This is a genomic window from Streptomyces sp. NPDC004435 (assembly GCF_042873895.1).
GTDB lineage: Bacteria > Actinomycetota > Actinomycetes > Streptomycetales > Streptomycetaceae > Streptomyces.
The window spans coordinates 388,329-404,742 of the sequence record NZ_JBIAMB010000007.1 but is presented as its reverse complement, the minus strand read 5'-3'; the positions used below and the strand labels follow the sequence as shown (position 1 = coordinate 404,742).

20 protein-coding genes are annotated in these 16,414 nt (G+C 71.3%); 5 read left to right on the top strand and 15 right to left on the bottom strand.

The window, feature by feature from the left end:
* Nucleotides 1-15 precede the first annotated feature (15 nt).
* The 13 genes from ACFYT9_RS15815 to ACFYT9_RS15755 all read right to left on the bottom strand — a co-directional run bounded on the left by ACFYT9_RS15815 (nt 16) and on the right by ACFYT9_RS15755 (nt 8,707).
* Nucleotides 16-1,944 (bottom strand): glycoside hydrolase family 15 protein, encoded by a 1,929-nt coding sequence (locus ACFYT9_RS15815; RefSeq protein WP_389163882.1) that lies wholly within the window; start codon nt 1,942-1,944, stop codon nt 16-18.
* A gap of 14 nt (nt 1,945-1,958) precedes the next feature.
* Entirely contained in the window at nt 1,959-2,153 is a 195-nt protein-coding gene (locus tag ACFYT9_RS15810; protein WP_017236920.1) for a DUF5999 family protein, read from the bottom strand.
* 62 nt (nt 2,154-2,215) lie between these two features.
* Nucleotides 2,216-3,007: a hypothetical protein gene (locus ACFYT9_RS15805; protein ID WP_389163852.1), complete on the bottom strand. Its 792-nt coding sequence runs from the start codon at nt 3,005-3,007 to the stop codon at nt 2,216-2,218.
* On the bottom strand, nt 3,004-3,630 hold the full coding sequence (locus ACFYT9_RS15800) for a hypothetical protein (protein ID WP_389163849.1): 627 nt from the start codon (nt 3,628-3,630) through the stop codon (nt 3,004-3,006). The genes ACFYT9_RS15805 and ACFYT9_RS15800 overlap by 4 nt, the downstream gene beginning before the upstream one ends.
* 2 nt (nt 3,631-3,632) lie before the next feature.
* Nucleotides 3,633-3,809 (bottom strand): hypothetical protein, encoded by a 177-nt coding sequence (locus tag ACFYT9_RS15795; RefSeq protein ID WP_389163846.1) that lies wholly within the window; start codon nt 3,807-3,809, stop codon nt 3,633-3,635.
* Complete coding sequence (locus tag ACFYT9_RS15790; protein ID WP_389163843.1) at nt 3,806-4,381, bottom strand: GntR family transcriptional regulator; 576 nt, start codon at nt 4,379-4,381, stop codon at nt 3,806-3,808. The genes ACFYT9_RS15795 and ACFYT9_RS15790 overlap by 4 nt, the downstream gene beginning before the upstream one ends.
* Before the next feature lie 146 nt (nt 4,382-4,527).
* A complete protein-coding gene (locus ACFYT9_RS15785; RefSeq protein ID WP_017236914.1) occupies nt 4,528-4,689 on the bottom strand; it encodes a hypothetical protein in 162 nt (53 codons plus the stop codon).
* A gap of 280 nt (nt 4,690-4,969) precedes the next feature.
* Entirely contained in the window at nt 4,970-5,443 is a 474-nt protein-coding gene (locus ACFYT9_RS15780) for a DUF6082 family protein (protein WP_389163841.1), read from the bottom strand.
* A gap of 16 nt (nt 5,444-5,459) precedes the next feature.
* Nucleotides 5,460-5,867 (bottom strand): hypothetical protein, encoded by a 408-nt coding sequence (locus ACFYT9_RS15775; RefSeq protein WP_389163838.1) that lies wholly within the window; start codon nt 5,865-5,867, stop codon nt 5,460-5,462.
* Complete coding sequence (locus ACFYT9_RS15770) at nt 5,864-6,475, bottom strand: DUF6624 domain-containing protein (protein WP_389163835.1); 612 nt, start codon at nt 6,473-6,475, stop codon at nt 5,864-5,866. The genes ACFYT9_RS15775 and ACFYT9_RS15770 overlap by 4 nt, the downstream gene beginning before the upstream one ends.
* Nucleotides 6,472-7,689: a GntR family transcriptional regulator gene (locus ACFYT9_RS15765; protein ID WP_389163834.1), complete on the bottom strand. Its 1,218-nt coding sequence runs from the start codon at nt 7,687-7,689 to the stop codon at nt 6,472-6,474. The genes ACFYT9_RS15770 and ACFYT9_RS15765 overlap by 4 nt, the downstream gene beginning before the upstream one ends.
* A complete protein-coding gene (locus ACFYT9_RS15760; protein WP_389163831.1) occupies nt 7,686-8,150 on the bottom strand; it encodes a hypothetical protein in 465 nt (154 codons plus the stop codon). The genes ACFYT9_RS15765 and ACFYT9_RS15760 overlap by 4 nt, the downstream gene beginning before the upstream one ends.
* Nucleotides 8,150-8,707, bottom strand: a complete 558-nt coding sequence (locus tag ACFYT9_RS15755; RefSeq protein ID WP_389163829.1) for an ATP-binding protein — start codon at nt 8,705-8,707, stop codon at nt 8,150-8,152. Before ACFYT9_RS15755 ends, ACFYT9_RS15760 begins: the two co-directional genes overlap by 1 nt.
* 219 nt (nt 8,708-8,926) lie before the next feature.
* On the opposite strand from ACFYT9_RS15755, the gene ACFYT9_RS15750 reads away from it, so the two are divergent.
* From ACFYT9_RS15750 to ACFYT9_RS15730, 5 genes are all read left to right on the top strand, one after another.
* Entirely contained in the window at nt 8,927-10,303 is a 1,377-nt protein-coding gene (locus tag ACFYT9_RS15750; RefSeq protein WP_389163826.1) for a Tat pathway signal protein, read from the top strand.
* A gap of 72 nt (nt 10,304-10,375) precedes the next feature.
* Entirely contained in the window at nt 10,376-10,870 is a 495-nt protein-coding gene (locus tag ACFYT9_RS15745) for a TrmO family methyltransferase (RefSeq protein WP_388688946.1), read from the top strand.
* 392 nt (nt 10,871-11,262) lie between these two features.
* On the top strand, nt 11,263-12,762 hold the full coding sequence (locus tag ACFYT9_RS15740) for a helix-turn-helix domain-containing protein (protein WP_389163879.1): 1,500 nt from the start codon (nt 11,263-11,265) through the stop codon (nt 12,760-12,762).
* A complete protein-coding gene (locus ACFYT9_RS15735; RefSeq protein WP_389163824.1) occupies nt 12,759-13,466 on the top strand; it encodes an HAD family hydrolase in 708 nt (235 codons plus the stop codon). The genes ACFYT9_RS15740 and ACFYT9_RS15735 overlap by 4 nt, the downstream gene beginning before the upstream one ends.
* Before the next feature lie 187 nt (nt 13,467-13,653).
* On the top strand, nt 13,654-14,493 hold the full coding sequence (locus ACFYT9_RS15730) for a hypothetical protein (RefSeq protein WP_389163821.1): 840 nt from the start codon (nt 13,654-13,656) through the stop codon (nt 14,491-14,493).
* On the opposite strand, the gene ACFYT9_RS15725 is transcribed toward ACFYT9_RS15730, so the two are convergent.
* The gene (locus ACFYT9_RS15725; RefSeq protein WP_389163819.1) at nt 14,481-15,290 is read right to left on the bottom strand and encodes an aldo/keto reductase; all 810 of its coding nucleotides are present in this window, start codon (nt 15,288-15,290) and stop codon (nt 14,481-14,483) included. The genes ACFYT9_RS15730 and ACFYT9_RS15725 overlap by 13 nt on opposite strands.
* Nucleotides 15,200-16,411, bottom strand: a complete 1,212-nt coding sequence (locus tag ACFYT9_RS15720; protein WP_389163816.1) for a JmjC domain-containing protein — start codon at nt 16,409-16,411, stop codon at nt 15,200-15,202. Before ACFYT9_RS15720 ends, ACFYT9_RS15725 begins: the two co-directional genes overlap by 91 nt.
* Nucleotides 16,412-16,414 lie beyond the last annotated feature (3 nt).

Genomic DNA, 16,414 nt, shown 5'->3' with positions numbered 1-16,414 from the left:
TGCTGTCCTTGTCGGTCAGATCCCATTACCGTGTCCCTTTGGACATTCCGTGGACATCACGTCGCGGAACTGGACACGGGATTCGGGATCCCACAGCTCGGCGACGCTGCAGGCTTCGAGGGCCGTTATTTCGGCGGTCGCGTCGAGGTGGGCGATGTGGCTGAACGCCTGCGGGAAGTTGCCGAGCTGGCGGCCGGCGGCCGGGTCGTACTCCTCGGCGAGCAGCCCGAGCCCATTGCGGACGGCGAGCAGGCTGGCCAGGGTGGTGCGGGCGTCGTCGGGTCGGCCGATCCGGGCGAGGGCCTCGGCCAGCCACCCCGTGCAGATCAGGAACCGGCCCTCCTCACCGGCGAATCCGTCGGGCCCGACCTCGCCGCCGTGGGTCCGGTAGCGCAGCAGGAACCCGTCGTCGGTGCCCAGCTCGCGCTGGATCGCCTCGACGGTGCCGATGAAACGCTTGTCGTCGGCGGGCAGGAAACCGGCGAGCAGGCCGTGCAGGAGCGAGGCGTCCAGCTCCCGCGACCCGTACGACTGGGTGAAGGCGTTGCGGTCGGAGTCGTAGCCGTGCTCGCACACCTCGGCGTGGATCTTCTCGCGCAGGCCCCGGAACCGGTCCAGCGGGCCGTCGGCGTGACCGGCCTCGATGGTGCGGACGGCACGGTCGAACGTCGCCCAGGCCATCATCTTGGAGTGGGTGAAGTGCCGTTCGGGCCCGCGCATCTCCCAGATGCCCGAGTCCGGCTGGTCCCAGACCTGCTCCAGCTCGGTGGCGAGCGTGACGACGAGCGAGCCGAGACGCCGGGACCAGCTGGCGTCCGCCAGGGCGAGCTCGTGGAACTCCATGGCGAGTTCGCCGTAGACGTCGACCTGGAGCTGGCCCGCGGCGGCGTTGCCGATACGGACGGGCTTCGATCCCTCGTACCCCGGCAGCCAGTCCAGCTCCCGCTCGGGCAGTTCCGTCTCGCCGCCGACGCCGAACATGATCTGCAGGCGGCCGGCGCTGCTGACGGCCTGCGCCGCCCACATCGCCCAGGCGAACGTCTCGCGCAGGTAGCCGAACCGGCGAAAGGAGCCGGCGGCGATGGCGGTGTCGCGCAGCCAGCCGTAGCGGTAGTCGAAGTTGCGGGTGCCGCCGATCTCCTCGGGCAGCGAGGTGGTCGGGGCGGCCACGATCGCGCCCGTCGGGGCGTAGATGAGCCCCGCCAGGGTGAGCAGGGAGCGGACGACCGCCTCGCGGTCCGGGCCGGTGTAGGTGCAGCGGGCCGCCCACTCCTCCCAGAAATCGAGGGTGAACTGCAGCAGGGCGTCGTCGACGGGGACGGGCGGCGGGCTGTCCACGCCCTCCCGCCAGGAGAGCCCGAAGGAGACCGTCTCGCCGTCGGTGACGGTGAAGTCCGAGACGAGATCGGCGCCTTCGACGCGTACGTGGGCGTCGGCGTCGAGCCACAGCCGGGCGTCTTCGCCCTGGGGGAGGTCGATCGCGTGCCGCCGGTCGAAGGTGGCGATTCGGGGCACGGTGCGTCCGTAGTCCGGGCGGGCCCGCAGCAGCGACCGCATGGTCACCTTGCCGGTCACGCCGGTCACGATCCGCACCAGGCGCGGGGACCCGCCGCCGGGCACCATGAAGTCGCGGAGGGTGGCCGTGCCGGTGTCGCAGACCCACGTGGTCTCAAGGGCAAGGGAGTTGCCCACGTAGCGGCGGCTCGAGCCAGGGACGGCGGTGGCGTCCAGTAGGCAGGCGGGCGCGATCTGCCAGAAGCCGTGTTCCTCGGTGCCCAGGAGGCTTGCGAAGACGGCGGGGGAGTCGAAGCGCGGCATGCACAGCCAGACGACGGTGCCGTCGCGGCGGACCAGGGCGCTGCCCTGCTGGTCGCTCAGCAGCCCGTGGTCCTCGATCCGCGGGCCGGCGGCGAGTGTGGGGCCGGCGGTGTGCTGGCGGGGGATGTAGGGGAGGGCGGTCACGCGGCCACCGCCGTCGTGGGGCGGTGCGGGGCGATGATCCGGCCGTCGGGCAGCAGCTCGCCGGTGTCCTCGAAGAGCAGGACGCCGTTGCACAGCAGGGTCCAGCCCTGCTCGGGGTGGCTCGCGACCGGCTTGGCCGCCTCCCGGTCGGAGGATACAGCGGATGGACAGGCGGGTTGGTGCTGGCACATGAGGCAGTCCTTGAACGAGAGGAAGGGGACAGAGGCGAGCGAGACCGGATGCGGGCTGGGGGTCAGGCGGACCGGCGGTGATCGGGGCCCTGGAGCGGTTCGGCGGCGAAGCCGTGGCGCGGCTGGGCCGCCGCGGTCCGCCGGCCCCAGCTCACGCGGTACGGCCGGCCGGGCTGTGTGGGCTGCGTGATCCACAGGGGTGCGTAGCCCTCGCGGTCGGCGAGGAAGCGGGCGGCGACGAGCGCTTCCTCGCGGTCGGCGATGTCGAGGTGCCGGGTGGGGGAGTGCCTGGTGGCCGGGGCCGCCAGGCGGTAGCCGCTGAGCAGGGGCACGATCAGCCACCGCCCGGTCTCCGGCGGACGCGGGCGGTTGGCGTGCAGGGCGGCGAGGTCGGCGGCGAACGGGCGGGGGCCGAGGATCTGCCGCTGCCAGGCGTGCCGGATCAGCGAGGGCCGCGTCGTGGCCCCAAGCCTGGCGGAGGTCTTCTCCAACAGGTAAGCGGCCTGATGGGAGGCCGTTCCCCGCTGGCGTGCGTAGGCGGTGAGGGTCTTGCCGGCGGCGAGCGTACGAACCAGGTCGAACGCGTCCGCGTCCAGGAGGAGCGGGTGGAGCAGAGGGGGCGGTGGCACAGCGCCGCAGGCGTAGCCGTGGTGGACGAGCTGCGGCCGGACTGCGGCCTCCAGACCGAAGTGGCGGGCGATCTGGTCGAGCCGGGACCGCACGCGCGTGACGGTTCCCAGGCCGAGCCGGGCCGCCACCTCCGGGTCCCTGTGGCCTTCGGCGATGAGCTCCAGAACCTGCCGGTCCAGGGGAGGCAGAGAAGCCGTGACGAGCGAGGGGACGAGGGTGGTCATGCCGCTCCCACCGAGGTCTCGTCTATAGCGGGGTGCTGCTGGAGACCGGGAGCGCTCACGCGGGCGGCGGCGTCCAGGACGACGGCGCTCCCGCTGGCGCGGATCTCCACCAGCTTCCTCGCGGCCAGGTCCGCGAGCGCCAGGTCGATGTACACGGCCGGCACCCGAAGGCGCCTGGCCAGCGATCTGCGGGGAACCCGGGCTGCGGGCTTCAGCGCCCCTGCCCGGATGAGCCGTTCGATCTCCTTGGCGACCGACCCGACCGAGGGGCAGGGGGTGAGCGTCTCGCGCAGCGCCCGCAGCATCTCCCGGCCCTGGCCGACGAGGACGCATGCCTGGGCGTAGGTGCCCCGGACCGACTGCTCGGGTGGGGTGAGCGCCGCGATCCACACGTCCCACCGGGCCCGGTCGGCCGCCGAGTCCGTCGTGTCGCGCCGGGTCCGGGCCAGGCTGAGCCACGGCTGCGTCGAGGCATAGATGTGGTGGTGCGCCTCCGCGACGGCCGCCGCTGGCCAGGCGCGGCGGGTGGTCACCCGCCGCAGCGCGGCGAGGTCTTCTTTCAGCTTGGTCGCCGTCCGTACGACGGCCGGGTCCGCCGGTCGGCGGAGAGGGAGAAGGAACACGGTCACTCCGAGGTCGAGAGCGGGGCGGCGGCGCGGTCGGCGGGGAAGCCGGCGCAGGACGGAGATCCGTTCCGCCTGCTCGGGAAGGCAGGTGCCGGCTTCTTCTGTCTGTGCCGGGCGCTCGCTCCCGTCAGGCCGAGCGGCAGCAGGGCGGCGATCACGGTGAAGGTGTCGGTCACGGCTCAGCCCCCGCTCGTGCGGCGGAGCCGACGAGAACGTGCAGCGCGCGCTCGACGACGTCGGGGTACTCCGCCCGCGTCCACCCGCCCCGGCGCATCGCCACCTGCAGATCGGCCAGGAGAAGAGCCTCCCGGGCCTCCCGGGACGGGTCGAGGACGTACGTCCCGGGCCTCTCGGCCGCCTGGTGGCGGCGCAGCAGCCCCTCCAGCGTGAGCTGGAGAAAGGCGAGCTGGATCGTCGTCCGTGACGTGTCGAGCTCGATGGCGAGGGACTGCTGGGGCGGCATTTGCTCGCCGGGCTGGTAGGTGTGGTCGGTGAGCCGCTTCCGGATCGCCTGCACGACCTCGTCGGTCGCGGTGCTGGTGCGGTGGGCCGGCCGGCCTTCCGGCCCGAGGGCCCGCACACCGGGAAGCCCGTCGAGCGCGACCAGGCCCTCGTCGCGCAGGACACGGGTCACGGCCGTGGTCATGAGGTGGGTCTCGCCGAAGCGGGTCCGTAGGCCGGTCTGGGTACGCACCGTCCCGGGCCGCCAGACGCCCGAGCGCAGCTCCTCGCGCAGGGTGAGGAGCATCGGCTGGTCGGGCCCCGCTCCCTTTCCGCGGACGCGGGGGAGCTGTTGCGTACCGGATCTTGCCCGGCCGGGCGTGGGCATACGGGGATCCGCTGCGGAGAGCGCCGTGCGGGTGCTTCTGTGCATCGTCGAAGAGGACCTCATGGTCAAGGCGCTCCCTTCTGGTCGTCGTGGGCGTGCTGGTCGGTCGGTGGTGGCGCTGTTCCCGCGTCGGCGCGGCGCCGGCCCGGCAGGCGGGGGGCGATCTCCACGAGGAAGAGGACCGCGCCGCAGAACCCGGCGACGAACAGGGCTCCCCACAAGGTCATCGCTCTCCTCCGTGTCTGTCGGCGCCTGCCGCACGAAGCGGGCGGCCAGAACACCGCCCCCGCTTCCGCTGACGGTCATGTCGGTAGAAAAGGGGTGCTTTTGGGGTGTGGGATGCCGTGCCGGCCCCGGGCTCCCGGTACCGGTGAGGGGGAAGGGCCGGCCGCGAGCTCCCCCATGGAGGTGCGGCCGGGGCGCGGACGGGTGCGCCGCCTCCCTCGGGCGAGGAAGGCCCCGGTTCAGGTCCGCGCCGTCAGGACGGCGCGGCATTTCCCCTCCGCGTCAGGCGGCGGCGGGCTGGGTCTCGCGCTCGGCCGCCCGTACGGCTTCGTCCGCGGCCTTCTCCAGGGCGTCGTTCAGCCGCTCGGCCCGCGGGTCTCCCAGGGCCTCCTGGATCCGCAGGTCCCCGAACCGGTCCCAGTACCGCCGGGCCGTCTCGTTGCGCATGATCATCGAGGCGTAGAGGCGGAGCTGGTGCTTGCTCACGCGGCCGAGCCGGTCGCGCAGGCTGAGGGTGCAGATCAGGTGGTTGGCGGACATCAGCCCCATGTACTCCTCGGGCTTCATGCCGGCGGGCGCCCACGTCGCCGCCACGGCGGGGTCCGTGGAGACCTTCTCCAGCCAGTCGAGCTGGTTGCGGGCGAGGGCGATGTCGACCCGCTCCCGCTGGTGCGTCGCCTCCTGGCGCAGGCGGGCCACGCCGACGCCGGCCACAGCCGCGCCCGCGAGCAGTACCGCCGTGGTACCGAACTTCATCGGAAAATCCTTTCCCTCAAGGGGTGTTGGTGGTGTTTCCGCCCAGATCGGGCGGAGTGGAAGGGCCGGCGTCCAGGGCGGACAGCAGCCCGGCCACGAGGCGCGCGAGGTTCTGCGCCCGGCGGACGGCGGTGTCGGTCGTGAGGACGAACGGCGGCACCGCGGACGTCAGCGGCTGGCCGAGCCGCCTGTGCGCCTCGCCGAGGACGGCCAGCGTGCGGTCGGGAGAGTCCGGCCGCACACCGGCCTGAACCACGTCGCGCAGACGCTGCCCGTACGCGTTGAGCTGGTGCACCGCGGTGACGGCCTGGTCCAGCGACGGCCGGTCCTCACCGTCCGGCGCCCACGCCAGGACCTCGTCCGCGAGCGTCCGCGCCTTCTTCCGGAGGCTCTCGGCCGCGTCCGGGGCGGCAGCGGCGGTCATGCCGCGCCCACGAGGGCAGCGGGTGCCGTGTCGCCGAAGCACGGATCTGCTGCCAGGCGGTCGCGCAGCCTGCGCAGCGCGAGGCCGGCGGGCGGGAGTCCCACGGCGGCCCGGCGCGCGTCGAGGTCGCTGGCCGGTTCGGACACCGCCTGCCGCTGGGGCCCGTCGGGGCCGAGGCGGTGCTGAGTCCCGTAGAGCTGCGGCAGGTTGGCGTTCACGAGACACCGGTCGTAGAGGTGAGCCCACTGCCGAAGGGAAGCGGTACCCCGGTCCACGGCGTCGTACATCAGCCGGGAGGCGAGCTGCTGGACGTCGGCCCGGGTATCGGCGCGAAGGGCGAGACGCCACGCGGCCCTCGCACCTTCCTCGCCGACGAGCGGCACGCCCGGCCACCCGTAGTCCGCGACGGCCCGCGCCAGGAACCCCGCGTTGGCGTGGTCGATGTGGCGAGCCGCGCCGATCTGCTGGTCGGCCGGCTGCATCCGGGCCAGCCGGGCCCAGTGCTCGTCAGCCCTCTCAGCCCGGGCGACCAGTTCGCGCGCGAGGTAGGGGTGCATCGGGGCGGTACTCGTCACGCTCCGGGTCTGGGGCAGGCGGTAGGCGCTCACGCGGCATCCCCCGCGAGGTCGAGGACATCCAGGACGGCGGTGGCGACGCACGCCAGACGCCAGACCTCGATCTCCCGCTCCGTCGGCCAGTCGTGCAGCGCGGCGGTGACGGTGTACCCGAGGACGGCGTGTGCGTCCGGGTCGTCCGGGTGCCGGCGGGCGGCGAGCGGAAGGAGGTCTGCGGCGGAGGCGACCAGGCTCTGGCGCACCTCTCGGAGCGATTCGGCGTCGGGGGCTGAGCGGCGGTGCCACCAGCCCTTGGCCCGGCGGCAGCTCTTTCGGAGGCCGGCGCGGTCGAGACTCGTACCGGACGGCGCCGCACTGCGCAGCCGTCCGACCAAGTCCTCCAACGTGGGCGGCCCGCTCACCGGGGCCGGCGGCACCGGGCGGACCACCGCTCGCCTGCTGTGCTGGACGGAGAGGTACCCCTCCTCGTGCAGCCGGTGCAGAGCCCGGCTGACGATCGACCTATCGGCAGCAAGGAGCCGGGACAGATCCTGCTGGACGGGCAGGGACGACATCAGAGGATAGACACCGGTGGACACCAGTACGCGCAGCAAGTCGGCCGCGACGGTGACCTGGTCGTACGTACTCCTGGGGCCCGCCACCAGGACCTGGTTCGAGTAACGGACCACGACCAGGCCGTCGGCCGCGAGGTCCTGGAGAGCGAGATCCACACGGGTTCCGGAGGCCGAAGTGAGACCTGCGTCCGCCAGGATGCGCATACGCGACAGCAGGGTTCCAGGCGGAAGGGCGCCGTCGGCAATTCCCCTGCGCACGCGGTCCGCGATCTCGCTCACGCTCGGCCCCGGCAAGAACGCTTCCACCAGCTCCCGCAGCAGCGACCGCGCCGCCGAGCTCGCCGTCACGAAGTCCGCTTCGGAACTGGCGCGTACCTCGTCGATGAGGCTCCGCCAGCGGGCCTGGTCGGCGGACGAGCCCTCCGCGGCCTGCAGGCGCCCCTCGGCGACCGGCAGCCAGGGCGTCACCAGCCGCAGCACGCCCTCTGTGTCACCGGACTTCCCGTCGTACTGCTTCCCCAGCCGCCTCAGCGCCGCCAGATCCGACCGGAGCCGGATGAGCGTCGGGTCGCCGACGGGCTCGGCGTTCTGCGGGTCGGGGGCGGCTTCGAAGTCGGCGGTCATGATGCTCCGGCAACGGGACGAGAGGAGGGAACGGGTGGGGTCGGCGAGCACGGGGAGAGGGGGCGTCATGGGGCGTCACCCCTCACGAGGTCCAGGAGATCCAGCAACACCTGGGCGTAACGGCGCAGGTAACCGACCGTGTCATCGCCCTCGGGCACCCCCTGGTGGAGCGCACGCGCCTGCGCGATCAGCCGGGTCGGAACAGGCCGGACCCGGACCATCGCTCGGTTGATGGTCGGCTCGGTCGCCCGCCTGAGCTGGAAGCTGATCCAGGCCACGTCCTCCTCGGAGAGCGCGCCGGCCTTCAAGGCGACCTCCCTGCGACGGCGCGGTCGGTACGGGAGGCGGTCCAGAAAGGCGTCGGCCGCGGTTGGGGTCGCAGGGGGTGCCGGTGCGTGACAGGGGTCCATGACAACGTCGATGGCGGCGAGCAGGACCTCGTCGTCGTCCGGCGGGTCGTCCGCAACGGACTGGCGGAGGGCTGTCAACGCCCAGGCCATCGTGCTCACGTCGCTGCTCGCGGCCAGCATCACAACCCCTCCGCCAGCACGGGCGGGACGTCCAGCTCCATCCAGACCGTCTTTCCTCGGCCCGGCGCTCCTGGCTGGACTCCCCAGTTCGCGGCCACGGCGTCGACCAGGATCAGACCGCGCCCCCCCTCGTGGTCCCCGTTCTCCGGCCGAAGGCGCGGCCATTCGTCCGAAGCGTCGTGCACTTCGACCCGGACACGCCCACGCAGGTGAGAAGCCTTCACGGTGAACTCCCCTGCCGGCTGGCTGCCGCAGCCGTGTTCCACCGCGTTCGCCATCAGCTCCTGGGCCCCGAGCGCGACGTCGTCCGCGACCGAGGAAAGCCCGACACAGCACATCAGCCGGTGGAGCTCCCGGCGAGCCTCGGAAACGAGGGAGAGTTCCGCCGGGAAAACCGAAACGGCCTGGAACGGGCGCCCGTCATACGACGTCGGCTCGGCGGGAGACGGGGTGCGTGGCTGCCCGCCCACAATGTCGTGCCCCTGCGGGCTCCGGGCGTGCACTACCGTCGCAGTGCAGGGCGGACGGAGGCCGGCCGCGGGGTCGTGCACGTTCATCAGCTCCCCTTCTCGGCCCCTGCAAGGGCCAATTCCGGTCACCGTCCTCGCCCATAGGCGTGACAAGGCCGATTTCTTTACGTCGCACGGGGGTTGGAGGAATATCGTCCCGTCGAGGAAACCGCGCCTGCGGGCCTGCGGGTATCCCGGCGGCCCCAGCGAGGTGATGCACGTGATGCAAGATCGTTTCAGGGACAGGGGCGCACGCACGTGAGCCGGATGCGCAACACCAAACTGGACGCTCTCGTCCAGGAACTCGGCTTGTCGCAGCGGCAACTGGCTGCCCGCTTTCGAGCCGTCGCCGCCGAGAACAGCGCCACAGAGCTGCTCCGATGCGACCAGTCGCGCATCGCCCGATGGATCGGAGGCGCGATCCCCGAGGGCCGGGCACCGCATATCTTGGCGGAGACGCTCACCCGGGGCCTTGGCCGCGTCATCACGCTCGCCGACATCGGGCTGGAGCAGAAAGACCGAGCCGCGCCGCCGGCACCCGGGTGGAGCGTCGACGCCCTCACCACGCTGGCCACCCTCGGGAGCACGGACATGGACATAGAACGGCGCCGGGTGCTGGCGCAGACGGCCTACTCGGTTACGGGCATGGTGCTCCCCTCCGAGGCCGAATGGCACCAGGCCGCGGAACGCGCCCGCGCCAGGAAGCCCCTCTCGCGACGCACCGTCACCCTCGACGACGTCGCCAGCGTCCGCGAGATGACGACGTTCCTCTCCCGCCGGGACCAAGAGCGCGGCGGCCACGGTGTGGGGCGTACCGCACTCGTCGCCTACCTGCGCACCGACGTCGTAGAGCTTCTCTCCGGCCGGTTCCCCACCGACCATGTGCGCCGGGCCATGACCTCGGCGGCAGCCGAACTCGCCTACCTCGCGGGATGGACCTCCTTCGACGCGGGCGAGCACCCGATCGCGCTCCGGTGGCTGACCTTGGCGACCCAGCTCGCCGAGGAGGCCGGCGACGCCCCCCTCGCCGGACACGTGCTGCGTGCCATGGCCCACCAGGCGGTCGACCTGAAGCAGCCGACCGAGGCCATCCGCCTGGCGGAGGGATCCCTCTCCGGCCGCCGCTACCGGGAGGCGTGCTGGCGGGAGAAGGCCCTCTTGGGCGTCGTGCATGCCCGGGCGCTCGCTGCCGCCGGACACAAGCCACAGGCCGCAGCCGCGCTCCTCCAAGCCGAGAAGGACCTCGGACGCGCCACCGACGAAGGCGAGGAACCGGAGCGTGTCTGGTTCTTCGCTGAGGCCAGCCTTGCCCACGAAACCGGTGCCACGCTGAGGGACCTCGGCGATCTGAAGGGCGCCGAGCGGGAGTTCAAACGCAGCGTCCGCACCCGCCGGGCGCAGTTCAAGCGCACCCACTCCGTGACCCTGGGATACCTCGGCGACGTACAGGTCCGGCAAGGGCAGCTCGACGCGGCCTGCGCCACATGGCAGCAGGCGCTCGACGCCATGACCGGGGTGCAGTCTGGCCGCGCTCGGGAGACCGTCGTACAGATGCGCCGAGCGCTGAGCCCGTTCCGAAACCGAGGCGGCAGCCCGGCAGCAGAACTCGACGCCCAAGCGCGCGCAGTGCTCGCCGCCCGCTGACCGATAGCGTACAGACGCCCGGATCAAGGAACCTCCGTCCTCGGACGGCGGCCATGTCAGGAGAGGCAGTACGTGTTCAAAGTCAGCAACTACATTCAGGTTCCGGTGATCGCCACCGTTGTCGGAGGCCAGACCGGTCGCCTCGACGACTACAAGGCCGGCGTCGAATCGATCATCCGTCTCGTCCCGGAAGTCCCTGAGAGCGCCCTCGAAGGGATCGACGAGTTCAGCCACATCGAGGTGCTCTTCCACTTCCACCTGGGAACGGACGGCGACATCGAGCTCGAACCACGAAGCCCGCGGGGAAACCCCCAGTGGCCCGCCACCGGCGGCCTCGTGCACCGGAACCACCGCCGCCCGGCCCGCCTCGGGGTCTCGTACCCCCGACTGCTGCGAGTCGAGGGCCGGGACCTTCACGTCACGGACCTGGACGCCGATGACGACACGCCGGTGATCGACCTGGCGCCCGTCTTCCGGGAGATGCTGCCCCGCGGCCCCGTCCGCCAGCCGGAGTGGCCGACCGACATGCTGCAGAACTACTGGCGGGACGCTCGCGAGCGGCCGTGAAGCGAGATCCGTCTTCAGGGCCCCCTCTCGGCCGGTCGCGCCTGCGACGCGATATGGCAAGGGCAAGCTGTTTCGCCCACACCGGCCGTTGCACCCCAATGGCGCGTGCGTTGCGCCGAGATCGCCGCGTAGCCGAAGACGCCTGCCACGTGATACGGACACGGCCCTGTGTCCTCGTTTCATGAGGCATCCCCTTTCTGGAGCAGCGGATCAAAACGGCCCGGAAGCAACAAAGCTCAACGGGGAGTAACGGGTTCAGTGCCATGAGTTTGGATTCGCACCGGCTGGCAGGGCACCGCCGCAGCGATATCGCTGCGGCGATATCGATCTCCGCCTAGCCTGTTCTCACGGCTGGGGCGAGCTGGATCACGACCAGGGGAGCTGAGGTGGCCATGTCAGAGGCGCCTGGGCGGATGTGTGTGCGGTGCGGGCTGCCGATTAGCCGGTACAACCCGGATACGCGGTGCGCTGCCTGCGCCCGGACTGATGAGGCACCGACGATCCCGGACCGGGCCTGGCGCGACGAGCAAGTACACAAGGCCCTTGCTGCCTGGGATTTCGGGACTGTCGTACGCCTTGTCCGTCGCCGATCCGGGCTCTCCCAGAAAGCAGTACGCGAGCTGACCGGGTTGACCCAGGGCTACATCTCGGATGTGGAGCGCGGTCTCAAACAGGTCAACGGCCGAGAGGCGATCATCGACCTTCTGACCGGACTTGGGCTTCCTGCCGACCTGCGCCCGCTCCTCCTGACCCCCTTCGCGCAGGCTGAATCGCAGCGGCTCAGCGCTGCCATCGACCCGGCCCTGCCGTGGACGACGGCTCGTATGGTGACGTCACTGGACGCAGCCGTCGGAGGAGCCATGACCGGATTGAACCGCCGCAGTGTGATCGCCCTGGGTGGGGCCGGCCTCACGCAGTACATCCTGCAAGCAGCCATCGCCCCTCCTGAGGCCGTGGCCTCCACCGCTCGGAACGGAATCAGCGTCTCCGACCAGCTCCTCACGAGCCTGCAGTCGACCACCGACGCTCTGCGTCAGGCCGATGCCAACCACGGCAGCGGCAACCTCGCCCGAGCCGCCACGGCACACCTCAAGGTCCTCCTCCGGCTTCTGAAGGAAGGGGACTTCACCGAGGCGACTGGCCGGCGCCTCGCGGCGGTGGCCGCGGACACCGCGATCCAGACCGGCTGGTACCACTTCGACAGCGGCGCCCACGACGTCGCCCGCAACCTTCTCCTCGGAGCCCTGCGCGCTGCCCATGCCAGCGGCGACAGCAGGCTGCGTGCCGGGGCTCTGTCCTTCATCGCCATCCACGGCTATTCCGTCGGCGACCCCCGCGACGCGATCACCGCCGCGCGCACCGCCCGCCAGGTCATCGCCGACCAGGACGCGCCCGCCCTGCACGCCATGCTCCTCACCCGCCAGGCCCGCGGGCATGCCCGTCTGCGCGAGGAACGCCAGGCCCGCATCGCCCTGGAGGAGGCCCAGGCCCTGTGCGCCCAGGGACGCGGCGAGGACGACCCCCACTGGCTTTACTGGATCAACCCCGGCGAGATCATGGGCCAGACAGCCAGCTGCTTGCTCGATCTGGGCCGCCCCGACCAGGCCGCCCAGGCATTCGCTGACGCCCGCGACGCATTCAGCCCGGATGAGATCCGCACCCGCGCGCAGTTCCTGTCCCGCGCCGCCACCGCCCAGATGCGCGCCGGCGACGTCGACGCCGGATCCGCGACCGGACACGAAGTCCTCGCTCTCGTCACCGGAGTCCGTTCCGCACGTTTGGACGACAACCTGGATGCGATGCTCGCCGAAGCCCGCCGCTACTCCTCGGTGGCTCCCGTCCGAGAGCTTCTGGAACATGGTCAGGCCGTCATGAACGAGCGTGCCGCATGATCTTGGTCTTGTGGGACATCGACCGCACCCTCGTCTACACCGGTGACATCGACCGGCGTGTGTACCGGGAGACCTTTACCAGCGTCGTCGGTCGACCCCCGACCGCCCTGCCGGCCCGCGGCACCGGAGTCACCATGCCCCTGGCAGTCCGCGAGCTCCTGCGCGTCAACCATGTTCCTGAGAAGAGCGTGGAGGCGCTGGCGAACCGCATCGTCGCCGAGCTCCCCGACCGCCTGGCCGGCCACCGGGAGCTGCTGGCCACCGAGGGGGTCATCATGCCCGGAGCCGTGGACGCGCTGGCCGCGGTTCAGCAGGCGGAGCACCTGATCCCGACCGTCGTCACGGGAAACCTGCGAGGCAGCGCCGAGACCAAACTGTCCGCGCTGGGCCTCATCGGCTACCTCGACACCGACATCGGCGGCTACGCGTCCGACGATCCCCACCGGCCGGCTCTCGTACGCATCGCCCAAGACCGGGCAGCCGCGAAGCACGGAGGCCGGTTCGATCGCGACAACACGGTGATCGTGGGCGACTCGCTGGAAGACGTACGCACCGGTCTGGAAGGCGGTGCCAGGGTCATCGGAGTCGCCTCGGGCACCACCACCGAAGAGCAGCTGCGAGCAGCAGGGGCAGACCAAGTCGTGTCTGACCTCGGCTCGGCTCGTACTCTCCTTCGCCTCATCGGCCAGGTTCGGGCTCCCTAAAGCGGGCTGGGCGACGCTGCGAACGTGGGACCTGGAGCCGTTACCGTTGTTCGCCGGCACTCGGCACCCGGCACCCGGCATGGTGGACGGTCCACATGGAGAGGACCTCCACCACCGTATTCAGGAGCTCTCCCAGAGCGGTCGACTTCAGGCACATCCCGATCGCTGGCTTGGTAACTTCGAGCGCATGACGCTGCGTTCGGTGGATCTGCGCAAGGAGCCGGTGGAAGCCGTGCTGGAACGGGTCGAACGGTCGGTGGGCACGAAACTGAACCGCGAGAGCGTGGTGCGCAAGCGCCGGTCGGTCGGCGCTCGTACGGGCCGTGAGACATGGGTGCGGGTTGAACGGCGGGGCCTGGACCGGGTCGGTGTCCAGGGCGCCGACGGGACAGCTTCCGCAGAGGCCCTCTCCGGGATCGCGAAGCCTCGCTGGTTCGCCGGGGTGGCGTGGCGGGACGAACTGGAGCCCGTGATGTGGAGGGCGGACGAGACGGAGCTGTTGCCCGGTGTACCGGCGGGCAGCGCCGTGATCACAAGGGACCCGCGCTTGCCGGACAGGTGGTGGGCCGACATGAACATTTCGCTGGACGCGCTTGCCGCGCAGCCCACCAACCGGATCGCGTCGCCAGACACCGAGACCATCACGCAGGAGCTCGTCACCGCCACGATCCGCGCGGTCTTCCCGGACGTCGACACCACACTGGGGGAGTGGCGTCCAGCCCACGCCGACTTCAACTGGGCGAACATCACCGCACCCGCGTTCTGCATGTTCGACTGGGAGGACTGGGGCATGGCCCCCCGTGGCCTCGACGCGGCTAGCCTGTGGGGCGCATCCCTCGCCGTGCCGGCACTTGCCGACCGCGTCCTCCGCGAGCGACGCGCCGACCTGGAGAGCCGGGACGGCCGGCTAATGACCCTGTACGTTGCCGCGAAGATCCTCGGCCCCCACGCCGACCCGGACGACCCCCGGCTGGGGGCCGCCCGGGAGACGGCGCAGCGCGTGGTGGAGGACCTTCAGTCGCTCTGACGGCGCCCCTGAAGGAGCTGGCGGTACTCGGTGACCACGTGGTGGTCGACTTCGTGGGCGAGGGCATCGACCAGCTCCCGAAGGTGGCCGGCATCGTCGGTGCCGACCGCTACGGCGTTGACCTGGGGCAGGTGGTAGGCGGAGCGGAACGCTGCCTGGACCTTGGTGACCGACGGTCCGTCCCGGAGGAAGATCCGAGGGTCGAAGCGCTCCCAGACTGCCTCGGTCGTGCTGCCGTTGAAGGGGCTCATGCCCCAGACCTGCGACGGCCGCCACCGCGCGGCGAGGGCCTCGGCGGCTTCGAGGACATCGAGGCCGACGAGCAGCCCGGCCCTCACCATGAGCACATCCGGTTGGGGCACGTCGAAGCCGACAAGCGGGCGCGGGTCCCAGCTCGAAACTCCCCACCCGCCGCACAGTCCCGTCTGGGCAGCGTCTGCCAGGGCCGCGCACGCCTGGGACAGGAGTCCGGCGGCGGGGCGGGAGTGCTCGGGGTTGTGGAGGAGCACCGTGTCCGGTTCCCGCCCGAGGTCCTTCGCGGCCCGCTCAACCGCGGCGCGCAGCCGGGCCGGGGCGAGGGAGTGTCCGTCGGGGAAGTACGCGACCTTGGTGGAGACCGTGAACTTCGACAGGAGGTCACCAGCCACGGCGTTCAAGGTCTCGTGGGAGCGGTGGCGCAGGTAGTTGGAGGCGGTGTCGAGGCGTGTTATGCCGAGGTCTGCGGCTGCTTCGAGTACGTCACGGGGGTGACCAGACCGGTGTAGCCCGAGGATGACGTCTCCGTCAGCGGTTCGCACAGCCCCTCCGTGATCAGCAGGTCGGCCAGGGTGAGGGTGGTCTCATCGGCGCCGGCGAGCTGGACCGGGTGGCCAGACAGGAGCGTGCGCAGGCTCGGCTCCGCGCGCTCGTGGAAGGTGAGCCGCTTGCCGCCGCCGACGACCTGGACCACGCCGCCGGAGCGCACGATCGAAGGGGCGAACTCGGTGACCGCGGCGACGCCGTCTGGCCGGCCGAACGCGGCCACGTGGGGCATGTGGCGGGCGGGCGGGGTGCTGGCGCGCAGCTCGTCCAGGTACTTCTCGGGGCTGTGGGCAGCGGCCAGGGCGCTGAGCCTGTCCGCCAGCTCCTGAGGCCCGCTGTCCCCGGTGCCTTCCAGATCGCGGCGGAACTCCTCGTCGGAGCGGGCCCTGTCGGAGAGGTAGTTGACCCAGGTGACTCCGGTGCGCTTGGTGAACCCGAAGGTGACGTGCAGCGAGTGGCCACCGCTGCCGGAGCCGAGACGGGTGGCGGTGTGCCAGAAACCGCGGGGGATGTGCATGATGTCCCCGGCTCGCATGGTGCCCTTCCACAGCACCTCCTCGGAAGGGGTGCGGTTGCGCTCGGCGTCTCGGTACATCGGCGCCGGCCGGGACGGTCCGCGGACCTCCCAGGACTTCTCGCCGGACAGCTGCACGGCGATCACCTCATGGTCATCCCAGTGAAGGTGGAACCCGTCGGTGTCCCCAACCGCCAGATAGGCGTTGGCCGAGGTCAGCTCGCCCGACCACCACCCCAGGGCGCGGCAGGCGACTTCCAACGTCGGATCGAAGAAGTCCACGTGGTCCAAGACCACCGTGCCGCCACTGCTGAGGATGCGCCCGAGGGCTGCCATGTCGGCCTGGCTCACGGACTGCCGCCGCCGGTTGACGTTCATGGCCAGATAGTTGGACGGGTGGACCTCCTCGCCCTCGGCATAGCAGCGCAGCTGCGGGTTGGCCAGGTGTCGGCGCTTGATCAGGTCCAACAGCCGGTGCGGAGTCAGCAGCCGGGCGGGCAGGTCCGGGTCCGTGAGCCGGCCGCGCGCGAACGCGGCCCCCACGGCGCCCGGCCCGTCCCAGCCGAGAGCCTTCTCGATATGGGTGACGAGCCGGTGCTCCACGGG

What these genes read in the sequence shown, in the direction of transcription:
- ACFYT9_RS15810 (WP_017236920.1), bottom strand. Translation starts at nt 2,153, where the DNA reads ATGTGCCAGCACCAACCCGCCTGTCCATCCGCTGTATCCTCCGACCGG.
- ACFYT9_RS15805 (WP_389163852.1), bottom strand. Translation starts at nt 3,007, where the DNA reads ATGACCACCCTCGTCCCCTCGCTCGTCACGGCTTCTCTGCCTCCCCTG.
- ACFYT9_RS15790 (WP_389163843.1), bottom strand. Translation starts at nt 4,381, where the DNA reads ATGCTCCTCACCCTGCGCGAGGAGCTGCGCTCGGGCGTCTGGCGGCCC.
- ACFYT9_RS15785 (WP_017236914.1), bottom strand. Translation starts at nt 4,689, where the DNA reads ATGACCTTGTGGGGAGCCCTGTTCGTCGCCGGGTTCTGCGGCGCGGTC.
- ACFYT9_RS15780 (WP_389163841.1), bottom strand. Translation starts at nt 5,443, where the DNA reads ATGAAGTTCGGTACCACGGCGGTACTGCTCGCGGGCGCGGCTGTGGCC.
- ACFYT9_RS15775 (WP_389163838.1), bottom strand. Translation starts at nt 5,867, where the DNA reads ATGACCGCCGCTGCCGCCCCGGACGCGGCCGAGAGCCTCCGGAAGAAG.
- ACFYT9_RS15765 (WP_389163834.1), bottom strand. Translation starts at nt 7,689, where the DNA reads ATGACGCCCCCTCTCCCCGTGCTCGCCGACCCCACCCGTTCCCTCCTC.
- ACFYT9_RS15760 (WP_389163831.1), bottom strand. Translation starts at nt 8,150, where the DNA reads ATGCTGGCCGCGAGCAGCGACGTGAGCACGATGGCCTGGGCGTTGACA.
- ACFYT9_RS15755 (WP_389163829.1), bottom strand. Translation starts at nt 8,707, where the DNA reads ATGAACGTGCACGACCCCGCGGCCGGCCTCCGTCCGCCCTGCACTGCG.
- ACFYT9_RS15750 (WP_389163826.1), top strand. Translation starts at nt 8,927, where the DNA reads ATGCGCAACACCAAACTGGACGCTCTCGTCCAGGAACTCGGCTTGTCG.
- ACFYT9_RS15740 (WP_389163879.1), top strand. Translation starts at nt 11,263, where the DNA reads ATGTCAGAGGCGCCTGGGCGGATGTGTGTGCGGTGCGGGCTGCCGATT.
- ACFYT9_RS15735 (WP_389163824.1), top strand. Translation starts at nt 12,759, where the DNA reads ATGATCTTGGTCTTGTGGGACATCGACCGCACCCTCGTCTACACCGGT.
- ACFYT9_RS15730 (WP_389163821.1), top strand. Translation starts at nt 13,654, where the DNA reads ATGACGCTGCGTTCGGTGGATCTGCGCAAGGAGCCGGTGGAAGCCGTG.